The organism is Streptomyces sp. NPDC107538 (genome assembly GCF_055657445.1).
The window spans coordinates 66969-88514 of the sequence record NZ_JBVKAY010000020.1 but is presented as its reverse complement, the minus strand read 5'-3'; the positions used below and the strand labels follow the sequence as shown (position 1 = coordinate 88514).

Annotated in this window: 15 protein-coding genes; 7 read left to right on the top strand and 8 right to left on the bottom strand. The window is 72.6% G+C overall.

Annotation, left to right across the window (positions count from 1 at the left end):
- Positions 1-816 precede the first annotated feature (816 nt).
- On the top strand, positions 817-1797 hold the full coding sequence (locus ACZ7MG_RS39955) for a hypothetical protein (RefSeq protein WP_471946660.1): 981 nt from the start codon (positions 817-819) through the stop codon (positions 1795-1797).
- A gap of 321 nt (positions 1798-2118) precedes the next feature.
- On the opposite strand, the gene ACZ7MG_RS39950 is transcribed toward ACZ7MG_RS39955, so the two are convergent.
- From ACZ7MG_RS39950 to ACZ7MG_RS39935, 4 genes are all read right to left on the bottom strand, one after another.
- Complete coding sequence (locus tag ACZ7MG_RS39950; RefSeq protein ID WP_086753604.1) at positions 2119-2277, bottom strand: DUF6760 family protein; 159 nt, start codon at positions 2275-2277, stop codon at positions 2119-2121.
- Positions 2274-2789 (bottom strand): hypothetical protein, encoded by a 516-nt coding sequence (locus tag ACZ7MG_RS39945; RefSeq protein ID WP_471396077.1) that lies wholly within the window; start codon positions 2787-2789, stop codon positions 2274-2276. The genes ACZ7MG_RS39950 and ACZ7MG_RS39945 overlap by 4 nt, the downstream gene beginning before the upstream one ends.
- Complete coding sequence (locus ACZ7MG_RS39940; RefSeq protein WP_033526822.1) at positions 2789-3232, bottom strand: phage tail protein; 444 nt, start codon at positions 3230-3232, stop codon at positions 2789-2791. The genes ACZ7MG_RS39945 and ACZ7MG_RS39940 overlap by 1 nt, the downstream gene beginning before the upstream one ends.
- An 82-nt stretch (positions 3233-3314) precedes the next feature.
- Positions 3315-4892, bottom strand: a complete 1578-nt coding sequence (locus ACZ7MG_RS39935; protein ID WP_471396080.1) for a phage tail sheath subtilisin-like domain-containing protein — start codon at positions 4890-4892, stop codon at positions 3315-3317.
- 221 nt (positions 4893-5113) lie between these two features.
- On the opposite strand from ACZ7MG_RS39935, the gene ACZ7MG_RS39930 reads away from it, so the two are divergent.
- From ACZ7MG_RS39930 to ACZ7MG_RS39915, 4 genes are all read left to right on the top strand, one after another.
- Complete coding sequence (locus tag ACZ7MG_RS39930) at positions 5114-6619, top strand: eCIS core domain-containing protein (protein WP_471396082.1); 1506 nt, start codon at positions 5114-5116, stop codon at positions 6617-6619.
- A gap of 86 nt (positions 6620-6705) precedes the next feature.
- Positions 6706-8166, top strand: a complete 1461-nt coding sequence (locus tag ACZ7MG_RS39925) for a hydrolase (RefSeq protein WP_471396085.1) — start codon at positions 6706-6708, stop codon at positions 8164-8166.
- Positions 8167-8262: 96 nt separating this feature from the next.
- Positions 8263-9696: an RICIN domain-containing protein gene (locus ACZ7MG_RS39920; RefSeq protein WP_471396087.1), complete on the top strand. Its 1434-nt coding sequence runs from the start codon at positions 8263-8265 to the stop codon at positions 9694-9696.
- A 2-nt stretch (positions 9697-9698) separates the two neighbouring features.
- Complete coding sequence (locus ACZ7MG_RS39915) at positions 9699-11102, top strand: ricin-type beta-trefoil lectin domain protein (protein ID WP_471396090.1); 1404 nt, start codon at positions 9699-9701, stop codon at positions 11100-11102.
- Positions 11103-11162: 60 nt separating this feature from the next.
- Here the strand turns inward: ACZ7MG_RS39915 and ACZ7MG_RS39910 are convergent, their stop codons facing one another.
- From ACZ7MG_RS39910 to ACZ7MG_RS39900, 3 genes are all read right to left on the bottom strand, one after another.
- Positions 11163-13214 (bottom strand): ATP-binding protein, encoded by a 2052-nt coding sequence (locus tag ACZ7MG_RS39910; protein ID WP_471396093.1) that lies wholly within the window; start codon positions 13212-13214, stop codon positions 11163-11165.
- A complete protein-coding gene (locus tag ACZ7MG_RS39905) occupies positions 13211-13867 on the bottom strand; it encodes a Pvc16 family protein (RefSeq protein ID WP_471396095.1) in 657 nt (218 codons plus the stop codon). Before ACZ7MG_RS39905 ends, ACZ7MG_RS39910 begins: the two co-directional genes overlap by 4 nt.
- Positions 13868-14002: 135 nt before the next feature.
- Positions 14003-14680 (bottom strand): helix-turn-helix transcriptional regulator, encoded by a 678-nt coding sequence (locus tag ACZ7MG_RS39900; RefSeq protein WP_471396097.1) that lies wholly within the window; start codon positions 14678-14680, stop codon positions 14003-14005.
- 251 nt (positions 14681-14931) lie between these two features.
- Here ACZ7MG_RS39900 and ACZ7MG_RS39895 point away from each other — a divergent pair, with 251 nt between their 5' ends.
- A complete protein-coding gene (locus ACZ7MG_RS39895; protein WP_471396100.1) occupies positions 14932-18240 on the top strand; it encodes a helix-turn-helix transcriptional regulator in 3309 nt (1102 codons plus the stop codon).
- A 131-nt stretch (positions 18241-18371) separates the two neighbouring features.
- Complete coding sequence (locus tag ACZ7MG_RS39890) at positions 18372-18821, top strand: DoxX family protein (protein WP_471396102.1); 450 nt, start codon at positions 18372-18374, stop codon at positions 18819-18821.
- Positions 18822-19111: 290 nt separating this feature from the next.
- Here the strand turns inward: ACZ7MG_RS39890 and ACZ7MG_RS39885 are convergent, their stop codons facing one another.
- The gene (locus tag ACZ7MG_RS39885; RefSeq protein WP_471946655.1) at positions 19112-21400 is read right to left on the bottom strand and encodes an FhaA domain-containing protein; all 2289 of its coding nucleotides are present in this window, start codon (positions 21398-21400) and stop codon (positions 19112-19114) included.
- Positions 21401-21546 lie beyond the last annotated feature (146 nt).

The following is a 21546-nucleotide window of genomic DNA, read 5'->3' as shown; positions in this document are numbered from 1 at the left end:
CCGGCGGAGTTGGTTGCCGTTCGCTGGACGGTGAGTCCGGTGGGGTTGGGGTCGGCCGACGTGCTGCCAGATCCGGCCGCCGAGGTGCCTGGGCTTGTGGTCGAGCCGCCCGGTGCGGTTGCTCTTCCGGCGGGGCCTGTGGCTGTTTCGGTGGGGTTGGGTGTCGTACTGCTGGAACTCGTCGCTGTACCGGCGGAGTTGGTTGCCGTTCGCTGGACGGTGAGTCCGGTGGGGTTGGGGTCGGCCGACGTGCTGCCAGATCCGGCCGCCGAGGTGCCTGGGCTCGTGGCCGAGGTGCCCGATGCGGTTGCCCTTCCGGCGGCGCCCGTGGTCGTCCCGGTGGGGTTGGGTGTCGTACGGTCGGAACTCGTCCCCGTACCAGCGGAGTTGGTTGCCGCTCGTTGGACGGTGAGTCCGGCGGGGTTGGGGTCGGGCGACGCGCTGCCTGAGCCGCGCTGTGCGGCATCGCCGCCAACAGGCCCGGTGGGGGGAGCTGTTGCCCCGCGCGGGCCCCCGGCGGCGCCGACCGAACGCGAACCCGAACTGCCCGAGCCGGAAGCGTGCGAGCCCGAACCGTCCGAGCCATGCCCGGACGCCGCCCGCCCGGACGAGGCACCCGCCTGTGCCGTGGGGCTACCGGAAGCAACACGCCCCGCTCCCGTGTCGCCCGCCACCGAACGCTGCAACGCGCCACCACCGGAAGCTGCGGGCGCCGAAAAGTCCTGGCCCGGCGCGGTCCGGCTCGACGAGTGCCCGCCGGCAGCCGCTGACGACGTACCGCCGGGTGCCGTACGGCCGGATGGGTCGCCGGGAGCCATGCGCCCCGACGTCGAACGCTGCACGGAGGGCCCGCCGGCAGCCGCAGACGACGTACCGCCGGGCGCCGTACCGCCGGACGGGTCGCCGCCGGGAGCCACGCGCCCCGGCGCTGAACGCTGCACGGAGGGCCCGCCGGAGGCTGCGGCCCCTGACGAGGTGCCGCCCGACCCCGAATGGGCCGACGTGTTGCTGTCAGAGGTCACGCGCTCCGACGCCGCGTCACTCAATACCGAACGCTGCAACGAGTCATCGCCGGGCGCCGTGGGCCCTGACGCGGAACCGCCCGGCGCCGTACGGCTGAACGGGTCGCCGCCGGGAGCCATGCGCCCCGGCGCCGCGTCGCCCGGTACCGAACGCTGCACCGCCGCACCGGAACGCGTGGCCCCGGACGAGGAACCGTCCGACGCCGTACGCCCGCCCGGCGCCCCGTGCCCGGACGGCGAACCGCCCGGCGAGGAAGCGCCCGGCGAGGAAGCGCCCGGCGCCCCGTGCCCGGACACGGCACCGCCCGACGCGGTGGGCCCGCCCGAAGCCGGACTCTCCGAGATCCCGGCGGCCCCGCTGGTCTCGGGCCGTGCCGTCGGCAGGGTTCGGCGTTGGACGGCGGGTGAGGTGGTGGGGGCCTTCGTCAAAGGGGTGGGGCGGTGGGTGGTGCGGGGCGGTACCGGAGTCACCCGGGGGCCGACCGGGCGGGACGGCGTGACCTGGTGGGGCGCGCGCTGCACCGGCCGCGCCTCGCCGGGGCCATCCGCGCGCGGCTCCGGCTCATCGTTCGCCACCGGCAGTGTGCGCGACGGCAGTTCGAGTCCGGCCACGGGCGTCGCCGATGTGCTGAGGACGTCCTTGACCAGCCCGCCCGGCGCTCCGGGCAGGACGGCGTGGGACAGCGTCCCGGCGAACGACGGGTTCTGCCAGGTGCTCAACCGCCCGCTGAACCCGGCGTCCGCGACAGCGGCCCGCCCCCCGAGGGCCCGCTGAATCGGAGCAAGCCCCTCCCAACCACGCACCGAAGCGCCCCGCCCGGCGGAAGCACCCCCACCGGCGGAAGCACCCTCACTGGCCAAGGCACCATCACCGGCCGAAGCAAGCCCGCCACCCGAGTCCGCCCCGAACCCCGAAGCCGCCCCAGATCCCGAGCCACCGCCGGAGCCTGAGCCCGCCCCAGACCCCGAGCCAGCCCCAGACCCCGAGCCAGCCCCAGACCCCGAAGCCGCCCCAGACCCGGACCCCACCCGGCTGCCGCTACCCCCAACACCCAAGCCGGCGCCCGCGCGGAAGCGATCCAAGAACCCCACGTGATCAGCCCTCCGACCCGCCCCGTGTCACGAGGGACGCGATCTGTTCGGTGTAGCGGCGGCGGTCGTGGTGTTCGAGGTCGAGGATCTCCTCGAAGCCCCAGTGGAAGTGGAAGGCGACGTACGCGATCTCCTCGTGCAGCCGGTCGGTCGCGTACGTCACGATTCCCCCAGGCGGCTCCCGCCGAGTTCGACCTCGAAGGGCTCGGAGCAATGGGGGCACTCCACGGCCGCGCGGGTGTGGCCCTCCGCGTTGACCTGCCGGTAGAAGTCCTGCAGGAACGCAAGGTCGGACGCGAACATGTTCTCCACGATCCCGTCGTGGACCATCGGCAGATTGCCCAGCCGGGTGATGACCCGGCCGAGCAGCACGACCGACAGATACGCCGGGTTCTCCTGGACACGGACGTCCCGGAGCGGGATCAGTTCGTCCCGGGCGGTGGCGAGACGCATCACGCCCTCCCGGTGGACGTTCCCCGCCTCGTCGACGTACCCGCGCGGCAGCTCGAACGGGAACTCCGTCCGCAGCCGCTGCGCCACCGGCGCGACGGCCGGAGCCGGAGCCGGCTCCGGAGCCGACACGGCGGCGGGAGGGGCGGCGGTGGTGGGGAAGGGAGCCGCGGCCGCAGCCGCCTCGCCCGCGCCCGCCCCCGCCCTGGCAGCCGTACGCCGCATTACTCGATGACCAGTTCTTCGAAGACGATGGTCACGGTCTCGGTGAGCGCGGACGCCTCACCCGCCTTGAGCGTGCTCGCGTCGATCTTGCTGCACCAGGCGTTACGCATGTTGTACCGCTTCACCGGGTTGTTCTGATAATCCATCATGATGATCGACGCGTTCTTCCGCGCCGAGCCCATCTGACCGTTGATCGAGTCGTTGATCCACGTGTTGAACGCGGCCGACTGCGTCATACCGCGCACGACCGTGCACTGCCCGTTCTTCTGCACACCCGGCAGAAGGTTGACCTCGGGCCGGCCCTGCGCGGAGTTCTGCTGGTACGTGATGACGTCCTGTTCGAGGGTGAGGCCGCTGACCTCCGCGAGGTACTCGACCATCACCCCGTCGATCTGCAGGCCGAAATTATGTGAAGTAAGGGCGTCACCCGGCGCGAGACTCATCTGTTCTGTGTCCTTCTAGGAGGGCTGGGGAAAGGGCTTCGGTGGGAGGAAAAGCGGGAGGAGGGGCGCGGGCCGTGACCGCCTACTCCTCCAACTCCCCGCTGCCGCTGGAGAACTGCGCCAGCCGGAAGATCACGAACTCGGCGGGCTTGACCGGGGCGATACCGATCTCGCAGATGACCCGGCCGAGGTCGACCGACTCCGGCGGGTTGGTCTCCTCGTCGCACTTGACGTAGTACGCGTCCTCGGGCCGCTGGCCGAACAGGGCGCCCTGGCGCCACTCGTTGACCAGGAACGCGGAGACGTTGCGCCGGATCCGGGCCCACAGCGCGTGGTCGTTCGGCTCGAACACCACCCACTGGGTGCCGATCAGGATCGACTCCTCCAGGTAGTTGAAGTACCGGCGGATGTTGAGGTAGCGCCAGGCCGGGTCGGAGGACATGGTGCGGGCGCCCCAGACGCGGATGCCGCGGCCCGGGAAGGCGCGGATGCAGTTGACGCCGATGGGGTTGAGCAGGTCCTGCTCGCCACGGGTGATCTGGAGTTCCAGGTCCACCGCACCGCGGACGACCTCGTTGGCGGGCGCCTTGTGCACACCGCGCTCGAAGTCGTTGCGGGCCCAGACACCGGCGACGTGACCGCTCGGCGGGATGACGCGGGACTGGCCGCTGGCCGGGTCGAAGACCTTGATCCAGGGGTAGTACAGGGCCGCGTACTTGGAGTCGTAGCCGGCGGTCTCCTGGCGCCAGACGCGGATCTGGCGGGCGTTGAGGCCGGGCGGCGGGTCGATGACGGCGACGCGGTCGCCCATCAGCTCGCAGTGCGCGATCAGGCCCAGCTGGACGGCCTTGACGGCCTCCAGGTCGATCGCGCCGCGCTGGTAGGCGGCCATCAGGTCGGGCACCGCGACCATGGAGATCTCGTCCACGGCCTCCAGGCCGCCGAAGCCGGTGCGGTCGGCGGAGTCGCCGAGGTACTTGGCCGGGCCGGGGTGGGAGTCGTCCGCGGCGGCGGGCGCGACGGGGGCCGGGGCGGCGGGGGCGGCCAGGGCCACGGTCTGGTTGTCGGGGCGCGCCAACTGCGCGGCCGGGGCCGTCTCCTGGACCGTGATGAGCTTGGAGCGCTCCTTGACCTGGGTGACGACGTAGTTGCGGCCGCCCTTCTTGGCGGTCACGTCGAACGTCTCGACGGCCTTGTCGCCGTCCTTGACGATCAGCTTGAAGCGCTCGGCCGGGCCCTCGCCCTCGGGGTCGGCGACCTCGACGCTCAGCGAACCGCCCGCGACGGCCGTCACGCTGAACGTGCCCAGCTGCTTCGGCTCGCCCGGCGGGAGCGCGGCCGGCGCGGCGGAGCCCGTCACGGCGGCCGGACCGCCGGCGGAGGCGGCGCCCTGGTCGGTGCCGCCGACCCGGACGACGTACGCGGCGCTGCCGCCGTTGTTGAAGAACCCGTACACCGAGTGCGCGAGGTAGTAGCCGTCGGTGAACTCGCCGAAGGCCGCCACGTACTGGGACCAGTTGGTCACCAGCGTCGGCTCGTTCAGCGGACCGGTCGGAGCCAGGCCCACGAAGGCGGCGACCGAGGTGCCCACACCCTCGATGGGACGCGAGCCGCTGGCCACCTCCTCGACGTAGACGCCCGGCGACAGGTAGGACGGCATGCTCTGCTCTCCTTGGGGTACGAGACAGGTCGCCTCTCACCCTCACGCGCGAAGCGCGTGCCGGGAAACGTCCTCCGGTGCCAGATCGGGGGCATGCCCGTTGCCCCCAGGGGCAAACGACCGGATTGCCCTCGGCTCTGCCTTCGCGGACCTTCCGCCGGGGCGGCGGGATCCCGTATCGATGGGGGCCAGGTGTGTTCCCGCAGCCGAGGAGAATGTCAGTGCACGTACACGGAGACGGAGTCCGGGCGCGGAAGGCCGGGGGTCTTCGCACGGCTGGTCAGGGGGCGGCGCGCGGCGACGCCGCGAACCGGCTGCTGGCACTCCAGCGTCTGGCGGGCAACGCGGCCGTGAGCCGTGCCGTGGAGGAGGAGCGTCACGAGCACGACGCGAACTGCGGGCACGCGGCCGCCGACACCACCTCCGTCCAGCGCTCGGCAGTGCACCAGACGCTCCGCACCCCGGGCCGGCCCCTCGACGAGCCGCTGCGCGCCGAGATGGAGGCCCGGCTCGGTGTCGACTTCGGTGACGTACGCATTCATTCGGACGCCGTGGCCCAGCGTTCCGCGGCGGAGGTCGGGGCCAGGGCGTACACCTCCGGCAACCATGTGGTGGTGGGGCAGGGCGGTGCCGACAAGCACACCCTCGCGCACGAACTGACGCATGTCATCCAGCAGCGACAGGGGCCGGTCGCGGGCACCGACAACGGCGGCGGACTGCGCGTCAGTGACCCCGGCGACCGGTTCGAGCGGGAGGCCGAGGCGAACGCCCACCGGGTGATGGGCGCGGCGGTCCCGGTGCTGCGGGCCGAGGAGTCCACGGGGGGCGCGACCGCGGCGCCGGGCACACTCGCCGTCCAGCGGGTCGCCACGGGCACATACAGGCAGACGAAGCCGACCGGCGAGAACGACCGGGACGTCACCCTGCGCATGCTGGACCGGATGTCCCGCGTCGCCCTGGACACCGTCGAGAAGACCAATTCGATGTTCAAGGACAAGAAGAACAAGAACCCGCGTCGGGGCGCCAAGAAGATCACCCCTCACCTGGCTGTGTCGCTCCTGCCCGACGGTTCGCTCGCCATCGCGGGGAACACGGGTGACAAGCGGGTCACGGACAACGACAAGGACGTCGTCGAGACGGCGTTGAAGAAGGACGCGGTCGCCGCGTTCGGCCAGGAGTTCGGTACGCCGAAGGACCAGAACAAGCTCAAGGCCCAGGCGTCGGGCGACTACGCCGAGGCCCATGGCGAGGCCCCCGGGCTGCACGCCATCGAGGCCGCGCTGCGCAAGGAGATCAAGTGGTACGCGATCGACGCCGCCGAGGCCGGAAAGGTCTCCCAGCACGGTGAGATGACCGTGCTGGGCAAGCATGTGGCGCACTGGCTGGCCAACCCGAAGGACGCCCAGAACCCGGAAAAGGTCATGATGGGTGGTGTCAAGAAGGCGTGCCGCAGCTGCCAGTGGGCCTTCGACGCGGTCAACGAGTACCTCGGCCGGCCCAACGGGTACGAGGTCGTGGCCTCCGGCACCCACGAGCAGTTCTTCCCCGGCTGGCTGATGCCGCAGTGGATGCGCGCACATCCCGAGGTGGTGGAGGCGGTCAGGCGGAAGGCCGCCGCGAGCAATGTGCAGCTGGAGGACTGGGTCCTGCAGGGGGCAATGACGGAGAAGACCCTGGACCACGCCCCGGACTCCTCGGACTCGGAGTGGGAGAGCCAGCACGCGTAGGCGGGGACGAACGGTGGCCGTGAGGGCACCCGGTGGTGCCCCTACGACTCCTGACTCCCGTCGTCCGTCCCGCCTAGCGTGGCCGCGTGAGCCTTTGGACTTCCCTCGAACCCGCCTCCACGACCGTGGACCCGGGAAGCAGTACGACCGTACGGCTGCGTCTGCGCAACACCGGGGACGTGGTCGACGAGTACCGCTTCGAGCCGGTCGGCGACATCGCGCCCTGGACGACCGTCGAGCCGCAGACGCTCCGGCTGTACCCCGGGACCACCGGGTCGGTGGAGCTGACGTTCGCGCCGCCCCGGACGCCCGACGCCACGGCGGGGCCGAACGCCTACGCGGTGCGGATCATCCCGACGGAACACCCGGAGGCGACGACCGTCCCCGAGGGGAATCTGACGATCACGCCGTTCACGGAGGTGCGGGCCGAGCTGGTCCCGCCGACCGTGAAGGGCCGGTTCCGGGGGCGCCCCAAGCTCGCCGTGGACAACCTGGGCAACACCAAGGTCACCGCGTCCGTCAGCGGGAGTGACAACGGGGACCAGCTGTCGTACGACCTCCACCCGAGCAATGTGCAGATCGAGCCCGGTCGTGCCGCGTTCGTGAAGGCCACGCTGAAGCCGCGGCAGATCATCTGGTTCGGGTCCAAGGAGGAGCGGCCGTACACCTTCGCGGTGAAGCGGTCGGGGGTGACGCCGCTCGATGTCGAGGGGACGTACGTCCAGCGGAGCTTTCTCCCCGGCTGGCTGGCCACCTGTCTCGGGATCTTCCTGGCGCTCGCCATCACGTTCGTGACGATGTGGCTGGCGTTCAAACCCCCCGTGAACAGCGCCGCCACCGAGTTCCAGGAGGCCTCGGTCAGCACGGTGCCGCCGCCCACCCCCTCGGCACCGGCGGCCTCGACCCCGCCGCCGCCCACCCCCTCCGAGCCCGCCCCCTCCTCCGCGCCCCCGCAGGCGGCGGAGACGGAGAGCGCGGGCGGGGGCGGTGCCGGCGACGACAGCGGCTCCGGCTCCGGCGGTGGTTCCGAGGAGAAGAAGAAGGCCGCGCCCACGGCCGCGACCGCCGTACGGCAGCTGGCCGCGGCGGACCCGAACGGCCGGCACATCTGCTACCGCGCCTTCGTCACGGGCAAGGGCTGGACCGCCCCGGAGTGCGACGGCGACACGGCCGGCACGGTGGGCCAGGGCCGGCCGCTCAAGGCCCTCAACATCGCGGTGTCCGGCGTCAACGGCACGGCCAGCGCCGCCTTCGTCCACGACCCCGACTCGACCAACGGCCAGGGCCACTACAACGGCAAGCCCTGGTCGAGCGCCAAGGACGGCTTCGACAACTACTTCGGCAGCTCCAAGGCGGGCGCCCCGGACATGCTGGGCTTCACCATCAACGTCGACGAGGGCGGCAGGGCCGTCTGCCAGTCGGTCCACCAGAAGGACCGGGGCTGGCAGAACTTCGCCTGCGACAAGCCCGGCGAGGGAGAGCACTTCATCTTCGGCGGCACCCTCGACAACGGCATCTGGCTCGAAGCCGTCAAGTTCACCGTCTGACAAGGCTGTTGGGGCGGGTGATCGGTGGCCGTCGGGGCAGCAGGGCCTGCCCCGACGGCTCCTGACCGCACGGCGTGCGCCGCGTAGCGTCCCTCTGTGAGCCTATGGACTTCCCTGGAACCCGCGTCGACCACGGTGGACCCCGGGGGTACAGCGACGGTACGGCTGCGTCTGCGCAACACCGGTGACGTGGTCGACGAGTACCGCTTCGAGCCGGTCGGCGACCTCGCGCCCTGGACGACCGTGGAGCCGCACACGCTCCGGTTGTACCCGGGGACGACGGGGACGGTCGAGCTGACGTTCGCCCCGCCGCGCACCCCGGACGCGACGGCCGGCCCTAACCCGTACGCCGTGCGGATCATCCCGACCCAGCACCCCGAGGCGACGACCGTCCCCGAGGGCAATCTGACGATCACACCGTTCACGGAGGTGCGGGCCGAGCTGGTCCCGCCGACCGTGAAGGGCCGGTTGCGGGGCCGGCCCAAGCTCGCCATCGACAACTTGGGCAACACCAAGGTCACCGCGTCGGTCAGCGGCAGTGACAACGGGGACCAGCTGTCGTACGACATCCACCCGAGCAATGTGCAGATCGAACCGGGGCGCGCGGCGTTCGTGAAGGCCACGCTGAAGCCGCGCCAGATCACCTGGTTCGGGTCGAAGCAGGAGCGGCCGTACGCGTTCGCGGTGAAGCGGTCGGGGATCACGCCGCTCGACGTCGAGGGCATGTACATCCAGCGGAGCTTCCTCCCCGGCTGGCTGGCCACCTGTCTCGGGATCCTCCTGGCGCTGGCGATCACCTTCCTGACGATGTGGCTGGCCTTCCAGCCCAAGGTGACCAGCGCCGCCGGCGAGTACCAGGAGGCCGGTGTCAGCACGCTGCCGCCCTCGGCCTCGGCGCAGCCACTGGAGTCCGCGAAGCCGGAGTCCGAACCGGAATCCGGGCCGGAGAAGGAGACGGCCCCCTCCGAGAAGGCGGACGACGGGAGCGGCGGGGGCGGCGAGCCCGCCGAGTCGCCCGAGCCGGCCGAGGAGGAGGACGCGGGCGTGCTGCCCGCGAGCAACGTCCTCCTGCGCAACCTCGCCACCAAGCTCTGCGCCGACGTCCCCGGCGAGGGCAACGGGCGCAGGGACGGCCGGGTCCAGCAGTTCACCTGCGACGACAGCACGGCGGACAACCAGCTCTGGAACCTGGAGGTCACGGCCGCGAAGCAGGCGCCCGACGGCACCGACCTCTTCCAGATCCGCAACGCCAAGGACCAGCTCTGCATGGACCTGCCCAACTACGGGGCGAACCCGATCCATACGAAGATCACGGAGTTCACCTGTGACGGCACGACCAGCGACAACCAGTTGTGGTGGCTCGACGAGCAACAGGGCGGCGGCTACTGGATCCGCAACTACGCGAGCGACAACAAGTGCCTGGAGATCGCGGGCAACGAAGACACACGCGAGGAGGTGACCCTGATGCTCTTCCACTGCACCGTCACCGACGACCAGGAATGGCAGATCGTGCCCGCCGAGGGAGCCTGACCATGAGCCTGTGGACCTCCCTCGAACCCGCCTCCGCGACCGTGGACCCGGGCGGCAGCACGACCGTACGGCTGCGGCTGCGCAACACCGGGGACGTGGTCGACGAGTACCGCTTCGAGCCGGTCGGCGGCATCGCGCCCTGGACCAGGGTGGAACCGCAGACCCTGCGGCTCTACCCGGGGACCACCGGGACGGTCGAGCTGACCTTCGCCCCGCCCCGCACCCCGGACGCGACGGCCGGCCCTAACCCGTACGCCGTGCGCATCACCCCGACCCAGCACCCCGAGGCGACGACCGTCCCCGAGGGCAATCTGACGATCACACCGTTCACGGAGGTACGGGCGGAACTCGTCCCGCCGACCGTGAAGGGACGCTTCCGGGGACGGCCGAAACTGGCCATCGACAACCTCGGCAACACCAAGGTCACCGCCGCCGTCAGCGGCAGCGACCACGGCGACCAACTGGCGTACGACATCCTGCCGAGCAATGTGCAGATCGAGCCCGGCCGTGCCGCGTTCGTGAAGGCCACGCTGAAGCCGAGACAGATCATCTGGTTCGGCTCCAAGCAGGAGAGACCGTACGCGCTCGCCGTGCAACGGGCGGGCGTGGCACCGCAGTCGGTGGACGGCACCTATGTCCAGCGGGGGTTCCTGCCCGGCTGGCTGGCCACCTGCACGGGGATCTTCCTGGCGCTGGCGATCGCCTTCGTGTCGCTGTGGTTCGCCTACCAGCCCAAGGTCGTCAGCGCGGCGGGCGAGCTGCAGGAGGCCGGTACGACGTCCCTGCCGAGCGCCAGCCCGTCCGCGATGGCCCCGGCACCGAGCATCTCCGCCGCGCCGCTGCCCTCACAGACGCCGGAGGCACCCCAGGACGAGGAGCAGCCCGCGGACTCGGGTTCGGGATCCGGCTCTTCGGGTTCCGGAGGCGGGTCGGGGTCCGGGTCCGGCGGCTCGGGGTCCGGGTCGGACAAGGAACCGGAACCGAAGGCCACGACGAAGAAACCGGCCACCGTCAAGGGATTCACGATCATCGGCCAGGGCTCCAACCGCTGCGTCGACATCACGGACGCGCAGAACGGCAAGGGCAAGGACGGCACCCCGCTGCAGATCTGGGACTGCGCGGGCACCGCCAACCAGAAGTGGGACTTCCGGGGCGACGGCACCGTGCGCTCGCTCGGGCTGTGCATGGACGTCGCCTGGGGCTCCCGCGACGACGGCGCCGTCATCCAGGTCGCCCGGTGCAGCGGCAACCCGGCCCAGCAGTTCGTGCTCAGCACCGCCGGCGACCTGGTCAACCCGCAGGCCGACAAGTGCGTGGACGTCAAGGACAACGGCACCGGCAAGGGCGCCAAGCTCCAGCTGTGGACGTGCGCGGGTACGCCCAACCAGAAGTGGGTGGTGAAGTAGGAGTAGGCGGGCGGTTTCCGTCCGGTGGGGGAGCCCCACCGGACGCCGGGCCCGTGCCCGCTACCAGTTGCCCTCGCCCGGCACCAGCCGCCCGGCCTTGCGGTACTCGCGCTCCGCGCCCTCCCGCAGGTCGGCCGTGGTGACCGGTCCGCCGCGCCCGGCGGCGGCGTACGCGGCGGTGACGACCGCGCTGCGGATGGAACCGCCGGCCAGCTCGAAGTCCCGGGCGACCGCCGCCGGGTCGATGTCGTCGGCGCGGGGCACCGCGGCGAGGCTGTGCCGCCACAGGGCCAGCCGCTGGGCGGTGTCCGGGAACGGGAAGTCGACCACCAGATCCAGCCGCCGGGTGAACGCCTCGTCGATGTTGGCCCGCAGATTGGTCGTCAGCAGGGCGATGCCGTCGAACGACTCCAGCCGCTGGAGCAGATAGGCGCTCTCCATGTTGGCGTACTTGTCGTGCGAGTCCTTGACCTCCGACCGCTTGCCGAACACGGCGTCCGCCTCGTCGAAGAGCAGGACGGCGTCGGTCCGGTCGGCCTCGGTGAAGATCCGTTCGAGGTTCTTCTCGGTCTCGCCCACGTACTTGTCGACGATCGAGGAGAGCTGCACCACATAGAGGTCCAGGCCGAGTTCGGCGGCCACCACCTCCGCCGACAGTGTCTTGCCGGTGCCCGACTCGCCCGCGAACAGCCCGAGGACCCCACGGCCCCGGCCGCCCCCGGCGCTCAGCCGCCAGTCGCCGAGCACCCGGTCGCGATGCCGGGCGCGCAGCGCGAGTTCCCGCAGCTCGGCCAGGGGCTTGTCCGGCAGCACCAGGTCGCCCCAGCCGACGTCGGGCCGGATCCGGCGGGCGTGCCGCTCCAGACCGGACGCGGACTGCAGCCGCGCCGCCAGCCGCAGATGCGCGGCGGTCACCTCGGTGCCGTCGAACGCCGCGAGGTCCACGGCGGCGCGGGCCGCCCGCTCGATCCGGTCACCGCCGAGCCGGTACGGGGCGACCGTGGCCGCCAGGTCGAACCCCGGGCCGTCCGCGCCCGCGCCCACGCCCGCGCCGAGCGCCGCCGCCCAGGTGTCCACCGCGCCGGCGGGCGGCCGGGGCACGTCGAGGACCAGCGGATCACGGTCGCACCACTGGGGGTCGTACGGCTGCGGCCCCACGAACAGCACGGACACATCGGCCGTCGTCAACGCCCGGAACAGCGGCCCCGGCTTCTCCGGCAGCGGCGCCACCACGACCGCGCAGTCGCGCAGCCGGGCCTCGCGCAGCAGCCGGGGGAGGAGCGCGGAGAGCTCCTCCGCGTCCGCCGGGGGCGTGAAGTGCAGGGCCTCGATCCCCGCCGTGCGCAGGGCCGCCGCCGCGCGCACCAGGCCGTCGCCCTCGCGGTGCTCCCGCAGATGCACGGTCACCGGCGCGGCGGCCAGCCGTGCGGCCAGCCTGGCCGTGAAGCCGCCGTCCTCCGGGGACGCGGCGGGGGCCCCGGGCGGCGCGTCCGGCGCAGACGGCGACGGCGACGGCGACGGCAGCGGACGGACCCGGCCCACGAGCGCCGCGTCCAGCGTGTCGTCGCCGAGCAGATGCGCGACCAGCCGGTCCGGCACCCGCAACGCCCGCCCGAGGAAAGGACGTTCGGGGTCCTCGACCGTCAGCAGCCCGAGCGCGCTCAGCGGCGCCGAGGGCAGGAACCGGGCCCGCGCCCGCGCGAGATGCACGGGCAGCCCGCACAGATCGAGCGCCAGCCCGACCGTGGCCCGGCGTCGGCTCACATCGTCGTTGAGATACCCGTACAACTGCTCGTAGGAGCGGTCCAGATCGGGCGCCAGGGCGATCAGCAGGATCCGGGTGTCCAGCTCGGTGAGCCCGAGCCGCCCCGCGAGCAGCTCCAGCGGCCCGTACGGGGCGCTCTCCGACTCGGGGAACGCGGACGGGTACGGCACCGCCGACGGCTCCAGCAGATGCCGTACGCCCTCCTCGGACAGATACAGCCCGCGCAGCGGATCACCCGCCGTCGGATCACCGGCACCGCGCTCGGCCACCAGCTCCGCCACCCGCTCGCGCAGCCGGGCGAGCCGCACCAGCAGGGCATCGGTGTCGGGGGCTACGTGCACGGTCACCGCCGCTCCTCCCCGGTGAGCGGCGCGGACGCCAACTGCCCCGGCCGGTGCGCGCGTTGCTCGGAGCCCTCGATGGAGCCGTCGATGCCGCGCACCCGGATCGCCGCGCCCTCGGTGACCGGGGGCCCGGCGTCGTACTCGGGGAACGCCGGGAAGGGGCACGTGACCACGAGGTCGAGGGACGGCTTCAGCTCACCGCCCAGCGCGGACCAGATCTCCGCCAGGGACCGGGACTCGGTGTGCAGCCCGGCCACCGAGATCGGCAGGGTCAGGCCCAGCGCGCCCAGTGCGCCCGGGAGTTCGTCCGCGGGCAGCAGCTCCCGCCGCAGCAGATTGGCCAGCACCGCGGAGAGCAGCCGGTGTTCGTCCTGCGGCTGCTTGGTCCACGCCGTCACCAGGTACGACAGCCGGAACCAACGGGGCGGCTGCCGGCGGCGGACCACGATGTCCCGCTCGTCACGGACCGGCATATGGCCGCGCTGGCGGCGGGAGACGTCCTCACGGATGTCGTACAGATAGGTGTTGACGGCGGGTGCGTTGCGCCGGGCCGCCCAGTCGCGGGTCGGGGCCTCGAAGGCGACGTCGATGCCGGAGCCGGCCAGGGCACCACCGCCGATCAGTCCCTTGAGGACCTCGTCCACCTCGTGGATCACGGTCGTGCTCTCCTGCTGTGTCGGATGCCTGTGCGCCGATCCTGCCCGTCGCGGGCGCCGCGTCCGTAGACGCGCCGGGGACGACCTGGGGGCAGTAAGCGCTGCCCAACCGGCCCGTTGGGAATGCCCGTTCGATCAGATGTAGCCTTCCCGGAGGGCATAGGCCACCGCGTGTGCCCGGTTGCGCAGATGCAGCCGGGTGGTGAGCCCGTGCATCACGTTCTTGACGGTGCGTTCGGAGTAGGAGAGCTTGCTCGCGATCTCGCCGGTGTCCATCCCCTCGGCGACGAGCCGGAGGACGTCGATCTCACGCGGCACCAGTCCGGACAGCGGCGCCCCGCCGCGCCCGGCCACGGACCGCTGCAACGTCCCCACCTGGTTGATCAGCCGCCCGAGCAGATCGGCGGGCAGATCACCGTCCCCGCGCGAGGCCGCCAGCACGGCCTGCGCCAGCCGGTGCGCGGTGGCCTCCTGTCGCCACACGATGGCGCCGACCCCGCACTCGATGACATCGAGCAGCTCGGTCTCCCGGATCATGCTCACCACCAGCACGGCGCGCGCGCCCTCGCTGCGCACCATCCGGCGCAGCGTGGACAGCAGCGGCTCGTCCGGGGTGTCACCGACCAGCACCACGACGGTGCCCGGCCGTGCCTCGGTGTCGTCCACGAGGTCGATCACCGGGTGCCCGCGCAGCTGGGCCAGTACGCCGGAGCGGGAGAGCGGGTCGAGGGTGTGGACCACGACCGGGATACGGCGCCGGGTCTCCTGGCGCTCCGCCGTCGTCGTCCCGGCGGTCCGGACTGTGCTGAGCAACCGTTTCTCCCGTATGCGCGAAATCGCCGCTCCCGTGAGGGGAGTGGCCGATGGGCTCGATCCACACTTCTGTGTGCGGTGTGCGCCGCGCAATCGTGGAGGACCACGAGACACACCACGAGATTCACCACGGGCAGTGCACCCCGACCGGCCGCGCTCCGTCTCAGGAAGCGGGAACGACAGCGGAACACGTCAGTCCACGAGACAGTCCACGACCCAGCCCACGAGACAGTCCACGACAGGAGACAGCGATGTGCGCGCCGGAACCGCTTCTCGAACGCCGTGAGCCCCTGGAGCTGCTGGCCGCGGAGGCCGCCCGCGCCCGCACCGGCGCGGGCCGTCTGGTGCTGCTGCGGGGCGCCACCGGCACCGGCCGCACCGCGCTGCTGGAGGCCGCCGCCGAGCACGCGGCGACCAACGGCATGCGCGTCCTGAGGGCCCGCTGCTCGCCCGAACACCGCTCCGTACCCTTCGACACGGTCTTCCAACTCCTCGCCCACGGACCCGAGTTCGACCAGGCCGCAGGCGAGGCGCCGGACCCGCCGGACACCCAGCCGCACCGGGGCAGGCCCGCCCGGCTGTGGCGGTTGCTGCGGTCCTACGCGGCCGAGTCCCCGCTGCTCGTCGCCGTGGACGACGCGCACCTCGCCGACACCCCGTCCCGCCGCTGGCTCACCGAGATGGTCCGCCGCATCGACCGCCTGCCCGTGCTGGTGGTGGTCACCGAGCGTGGCCAGTACGACATCGACCCCCCGGCGGACGGTCTCGCGCACGCCCTCTCCCCCGCCCTCGTGCACACCCGCACCCTGGCCCCGCTGAGCCCGGACGCCGGGGCGCGACTGGTCCGTTCCGCCCACGGCGACGCCCCGCCGGAGTGGGTCGACGCCTGCTTACGCGCGGGCGCGGGCAACCCGCTGTTGCTGCGCGCCCTGCTGTCCGACCTCCGCACCACCTACCCGGGGGCCTTCCCCGCTGCCCTTCCGGACACCTGCGCGGCGCTCTACGCGGGCAGTTACGCCGCTGCGGTGTCCTGGTGGCTGGACAGCGCCGGGCCCGCGACCACCGAGGTCGCCCGCGCGCTCGCCGCACTGGACGACACGGACACCCCTGTCACGGCCGACGCCGACCTGCTCGCCCGTACGGCCGGCACCGACCCCGCCCGCGTGTCCGGCTGGCTCACCGCGACGACCGGCCTCGGGCTGCTGCGCCCCGACGCCGAGGGCCGGCCCCGCTACGCCCACCCGCTGCTGCGGGACGCCGTCCTCGGCGGCTGGGCCGGCGCCGACCGGCAGGCCGCCCACCGCCGGGCCGCCGAGGCGATGCTGCACCGCGGCGACAGCGCCGAGGCCGTCGCCGGTCAACTGCTGCGCTGCGGCCCGGTCGGCGAGGCCTGGGCGACCGGCGCGCTGCTCGACGCCGCCGACCTCGCCGTCCGCGACGACCGCGGCGAGGACGCCCTCGCCCCACTGCGCCGCGCCCTCGACGAACCGATGCCGGCCGCCCGCCGCACGGTGGTCCTCACCGAACTGGGCTCCCTGGAGTACGCCACGGTACGGTCCACGGCGGGTATCCCCCGGCTCGCCGAGGCGATGCGGCTGCCCGGACCGCCCGTCGAACGCGTCCACGCGGCCGTCGCCCTGGGCACCGCCCTGGCCCGGCGCGGCGAGGCCCGCGCCGCCGTCGATGTGCTGCGCGGCCTGCGGGACGAGCACCTGACGGGCCGTCCGGACCTGATCCGCACGGTCCAGACCGCCTCCGCGCTGCTCTCCGACCACGACCAGGGCGTACGGCAGGAGGTCTACCGCTGGCTGCGCGAGACCGCCGAACGCTCACCCGAGCTGGTCGGTACGGCGGGACAGGCCCTCCTCGTCCGCTACGAGGCCACCGCCGGCCTGACCTCGGCGGCCTCGGCCATGCACCGCGTCCAGGACCTGCTGGCCCAGCCGGCCGATCCGCTCGCCGAGGTGTTCCTGCTGGGCACCGCCGCCGCCGTCGCCCAGTGGGCCGACCGGCTCGACGAGGCCGAACGCCTGGTCCGCCGGGCTCTCGGCGGCCATCGCACCTCCCTCCTGCATCCCATGCACCTGGCCCTCCTCAACGTCCGTATCGACATCGCCGCCGCGCGCGGCGCCCACGGGGAGGTCCTCGCCGACCCCGAGGTGGCGCGGGCGGTCGCAGGCCGCCCCGAGTCGGCGAACGCGCTGGCCCACGGGGTCGTCGCCCTGCTGGAGACCGGCCGGACGGACGAGGCCGCCCGCCTCGCCGACGCCTACGAGGTCCGGCCCGCCGACGACTCCTGGGAGCTGAACCGCTTCCTCCACGCCCGGGGCCTGCTGCGTGCCGCCACCGGTGAACCGGCCGCCGCGCTCGACGACTTCCTGGAGTGCGGCCGCCGCCAGTCCGCCCGGGACGTGGTGAGCCCCGTCGTCACCCCCTGGCGCACCGCCGCCGCCGAGTGCCACCTCGCCCTCGGCCGCCCCGACGAGGCCCTCGCCCTCGCCGAGGAGGAACTCCGCCTCGCCACCGTCTGGAACACCCCCCGCGTCCTCGCCCGGGCCCTCACCACCCTGGCCACGGCGACGGGCGGCCGCCGCGGCCAGGCCCTGGCCGACCGCGCGGTCCACCTCCTGCGGCACGGCGTCGACCCCGAACCGGAGCCGACCGGGGCGCCGGTCGTGCCCCTGGCCCCCGAAAGGCCCGGACCCGGGGCCGCCGTCCGGGGCCCCGCCGAAAGGCTCGCGGCAGCGGTCGGGGGCGAGGACCGGGGCTGGGGGCGCAGCGGGACGACCGCACCCGAGGCGGGCCGCTGGAGGCCGGTCGCCGGACCTGCGGTCGACCGGATGCCGGGCACCGGATCCGAGGCCGGGACGTACGGCCGACGGGGTGGCACGGCCAGGGTGACCGCCATGCGGGGCTGGACGCTGGGCGGCACCCCCGCACGGTCCGCCACCGCCACCTCCGCGCTGTCATCGATCACCGACTGCCCGCCGCCCGAGCCCCCCGCCACCCCGGGCATCGAACACCCCACCCGGGACACGCCCCCCGACACCCCACCGGACGACGCCCGGACGACACCTCCGAACAACACCCGAGCCGCGTCACCTGGCAGCGACTCGGCCACACCGCCGGACCGGGGCGGGCCCGCGTCGGCCCACGGCGCGCCGGTCGAGGCGGAGTTGATCGCGGCGCTGGTGGCGCAGGGGCGGGGGCTGGTCGCGTCCGGGGAGCGGGCGCGGGCCCGTGACGTGTTCCGGGAGGCGGCCGAGCGGGCCGAACGCGTGGGCGCGCTGCGTCAACGAGCCCTCGCGGAGGCGGCCCTGCGCGAGGGCGGCGCCCGCCGCACGGCGACGGCCCTGACCGGCCCCTCCGCCCTCACCGCCGGCGAGCGCCGCATCGCCGAACTCGCCGCGCAGAACCGCACGAACGCCGAGATAGCCCAACTCCTCCACCTGGCCCGCCGCACGGTCGAAACCCACCTCACCAGCACGTACCGCAAACTCGGCATCCGCCGCAGATCAGAGCTCCTCAGGGCCCTCGCGAAGCCAGACGAACCCACCTGACGCCCGCCACCCCCGGCCTCACCAGCCCCAGCCCTCGAACTCCCCGCCGGATCCCTTGAACCGGAGCCCGCGCGGATGCGTAGGAGAAACCGGGCGCACCCGCGCGTAGCCGACAGATCCGAGGAGACCCCATGAGCACCATGAGCAACGGCAGACCACGCCTGGACGACTGGCTCACGACGCGCCGGCCTCTCGTCCTGGGCCTGTTCCGTATCGTCCTGGGCCTGCTGTTCGCCAGCGAGGGCGCCGCCACGGTCTTCGGCGTCCTGGACCGCAAGGCGAGCCCGGTCGGCGACTGGCCCTTCTGGTACGCCGGTGTCATCGAGCTGGTCTGCGGCGTCCTCGTCCTCCTCGGCGTCGCGACCCGCGGCGCCGCGTTCCTCAGCTCGGGCATCATGGCCTTCGCCTACTTCACGGAACACCAGAAGGACGGCCTCTTCCCCCTCCAGAACGGCGGCCTCGCCCCCGTCCTGTTCTGCTGGGGCTTCCTCCTCCTGGTCTTCGCCGGCCCCGGCGCCCTCTCCCTGGCCGGCCTCACCGGCCGCGAGGCCGGCACCCGTCCCGTACGCGGAACCACGTAACCCGGCACGGACCACGACGGGGCGCTCGCGACCCGGATCCCGATGCCACGCGACGGCTTCGAAGCATGGCTGCGCACCCCCTGCCGGACCTCGGCATCATCGAGAACCCGTCGGCGATGTACGCGTGTTGGGCCGTCGACGGCGCCGACCCGGGCCGCCCACCCGGACCGCGCTGCTGATGCCGGCGGGCACGGGCCGCTTCTAGGTCCGCATACGACCGACGGCAGGCCCAGGCCCAGGCCGAGGTCCGGGCCGTGCCGTCGTCGACGGGTGCCTCGCGGGGAGTCGGATCAGACCCGCGCGGGAGCGGCGAAATAGCTGGGCGCGTTGTATCCCGAGTGAGGGTAGGAGGCGGCCCAGCTCACGGCCTCGGGCTGGGTGCGGGGGAAGTCCGCGGCCACCAGCGTCGCCAGGTCGAAGTAGGCCTCGCGGGTCCGCGCCTTCATCTGATCCAGATCGACCTCCGCGCCCGCCGCGAGGTGCTCGTCGAACGGGATGACCACCACCCCCCGGCAGCGGGCACGGAAGTGGTCCACGACGTCGTCCACCTTCACCGTCTTGCTCTTCCGGCGCGCCTCGGACACCACGGTGATGCTCCGGCTGACGAGGTCCTCGTACTGGTGGGCGGTGAGCCAGTCCAGGGTGGTACTGGCACTGGTCGCGCCGTCCACGCTGGGCGTGGCGACCACGATCAGTTGATCGGCGAAATCCAGGATGCCCCGCATCGCGCTGTGCAGCAGGCCCGTGCCGGAGTCGGTGAGGATGATCGGGTAGTGCTGTCCGAGGCAGCCGACGACCTGGCGGTAGTCCTCGTCGTTGAACGCCGTCGAGAGAGCGGGGTCCACCTCATTGGCCAGGACCTCCAGGCCGCTCGGGGCCTGGGAGGTGAAGCGTCGTACGGACATGTAATTGGTGAGATTGGGGATGTCGGCCACGAGGTCGCGGATGGTCGCACCGGTTTCGCGACGCACCCGGCGGCTGAGGGTGCCCGCGTCGGGATTGGCGTCGATCGCGACGACCCGGTCCTGACGCTCGGTGGCGAGAGTCGCGCCCAGGGCGGTCGTGGTGGTCGTCTTGCCGACTCCGCCCTTGAGGCTGATGACGGCGATCTTGTGGCACTGCATCACCGGCGTGCGGAGAATGGCCAGCTTCTGCTGGCGCTCCCGTTCGGCGGTCCTGCCGCCGATGCGCAACCGGCTGAGGCTTCGTCGGCCCTTGCCCCGGCCGCGCAGCAGCCGTTCGGAGGAGAGCTCGACAGTGGCACTGTGCCCCAGCACTCCGTGGCCGTTCCAGTCCGGTGCAAGCCATGGCGCCGGATTGTGGTGCGCCGGCGGGCGAGCGTAGGCCGGGGCGCCACCGGCGACCCGGGCCGACTGCGCGCCCCTGTCGAAGGGAGTCGCGAGGGGCACCGCGCCGAAGCGGTTCCCGGCGGGTGCCGGGGAGTGATGCTCCGCCGGGCCACCCTGCGGCACTGCCTCGCCGCCCGCCCGCGCGTCGGTCATGGGCTCCGTCGGCACGGAGGCCTGGGGTCCGCCGGCGATGTGCGGGTCCGGCGGCGGGGAACCGAGCCCGCCGGAGTGCTGCTCGCCCCTGTCGGGTGCGGGATCGTCAGCCCGGGTGTCGCAATCGTTCGTCATGCTCTGTCCTTTCGATGAGAGGGAGGGCCCTTCGGGCACGGAGTCGGCGGCCTGGCGGCGGGCAGGCTTTCCGCCCGGTACCCGTATTCCGGACCGATGGCTTGAGACGTCTGCCGGGCGGGAGTCGCCGGTCAGCTCGAGGACCACCGGCGGTTGGCCGGTCGGCCGGCTCCCGATCTGCGGCTCGGGCGGCCGGACGACACGCTGGTGCCCGGTCTCGCGGCAGGGAGGGTGCGCGAGGGCTCCCACGGGGTCGAGCGCCGGAAGCCCACCGTGGCCGGGCCGAGACAGGACGGCAACGCCCGGGCGGTCCGTCACGGGCCGGACGGGGCGGAGCGGCCGCGGCGGCGCGGTGAGAGGACCCGGCGGGGCGGCGCGGACCAAGCTGCCGTTCTCGCTGAATGCAAGCCCCATCGATATGAACTGATCCACGGTCAGAGCCCGCTTGTCACCGCGCAGGACCTGCGGCGGCGGTGGCCCGGCCCGGGCCCCGCCGCTGCCCGCCCCGACCGCCTTCGCATGCGTGGCGCGGTAGTACTGGTCGACTCTCAGGGCGTGCTCGATCTCGGGCGGCACCTCAAGTCGGCTGCGCACGCGGTACTGCCCTATCTTCAGGTTCTCCGCCCGCTGCAACTGAACCTTCAGCGGACCCACGAACGAGTACTGCTGTTCCTCGGCGTGCGCGCGTACCTTTTCGACCAGCTCTTCGCCGAGCATGACCAGGCAAGAGCTGTACACCTCGTGGTCGCCCGGGCTGAGTTCGAGGACGAAACCGTTGGGCGCGATGGTGCAGTCCTGGGTCCAGATCCTGGCGCTGACGTCGCACTCGCGCCGGAGCGCGCCGGCGAACTCCAAGGGCTGCGCGGCGGACCTGAAGATCTTGGCGAAGACGTCGTTGACTAGAGTCTCGAAGCGCTGTTCCAGCTTGTTCAGCTTTCCCACTTCAGCCTCCGGGTGCCGATCCGCTGCATGGCAGGCGGATCGGACGACGATGTCACTGATAGTACTGATGTAGACACTTTCAGTGCTTCTCTTGCGGTATGTCGCCGTATTTCACCGGATCGGTCGTAGAGCCCCGCTCATCACGC

What these genes read in the sequence shown, in the direction of transcription:
- ACZ7MG_RS39955 (WP_471946660.1), top strand. Translation starts at nt 817, where the DNA reads ATGCGCCCCGACGTCGAACGCTGCACGGAGGGCCCGCCGGCAGCCGCA.
- ACZ7MG_RS39945 (WP_471396077.1), bottom strand. Translation starts at nt 2,789, where the DNA reads ATGCGGCGTACGGCTGCCAGGGCGGGGGCGGGCGCGGGCGAGGCGGCT.
- ACZ7MG_RS39940 (WP_033526822.1), bottom strand. Translation starts at nt 3,232, where the DNA reads ATGAGTCTCGCGCCGGGTGACGCCCTTACTTCACATAATTTCGGCCTG.
- ACZ7MG_RS39935 (WP_471396080.1), bottom strand. Translation starts at nt 4,892, where the DNA reads ATGCCGTCCTACCTGTCGCCGGGCGTCTACGTCGAGGAGGTGGCCAGC.
- ACZ7MG_RS39915 (WP_471396090.1), top strand. Translation starts at nt 9,699, where the DNA reads ATGAGCCTGTGGACCTCCCTCGAACCCGCCTCCGCGACCGTGGACCCG.
- ACZ7MG_RS39895 (WP_471396100.1), top strand. Translation starts at nt 14,932, where the DNA reads ATGTGCGCGCCGGAACCGCTTCTCGAACGCCGTGAGCCCCTGGAGCTG.
- ACZ7MG_RS39890 (WP_471396102.1), top strand. Translation starts at nt 18,372, where the DNA reads ATGAGCACCATGAGCAACGGCAGACCACGCCTGGACGACTGGCTCACG.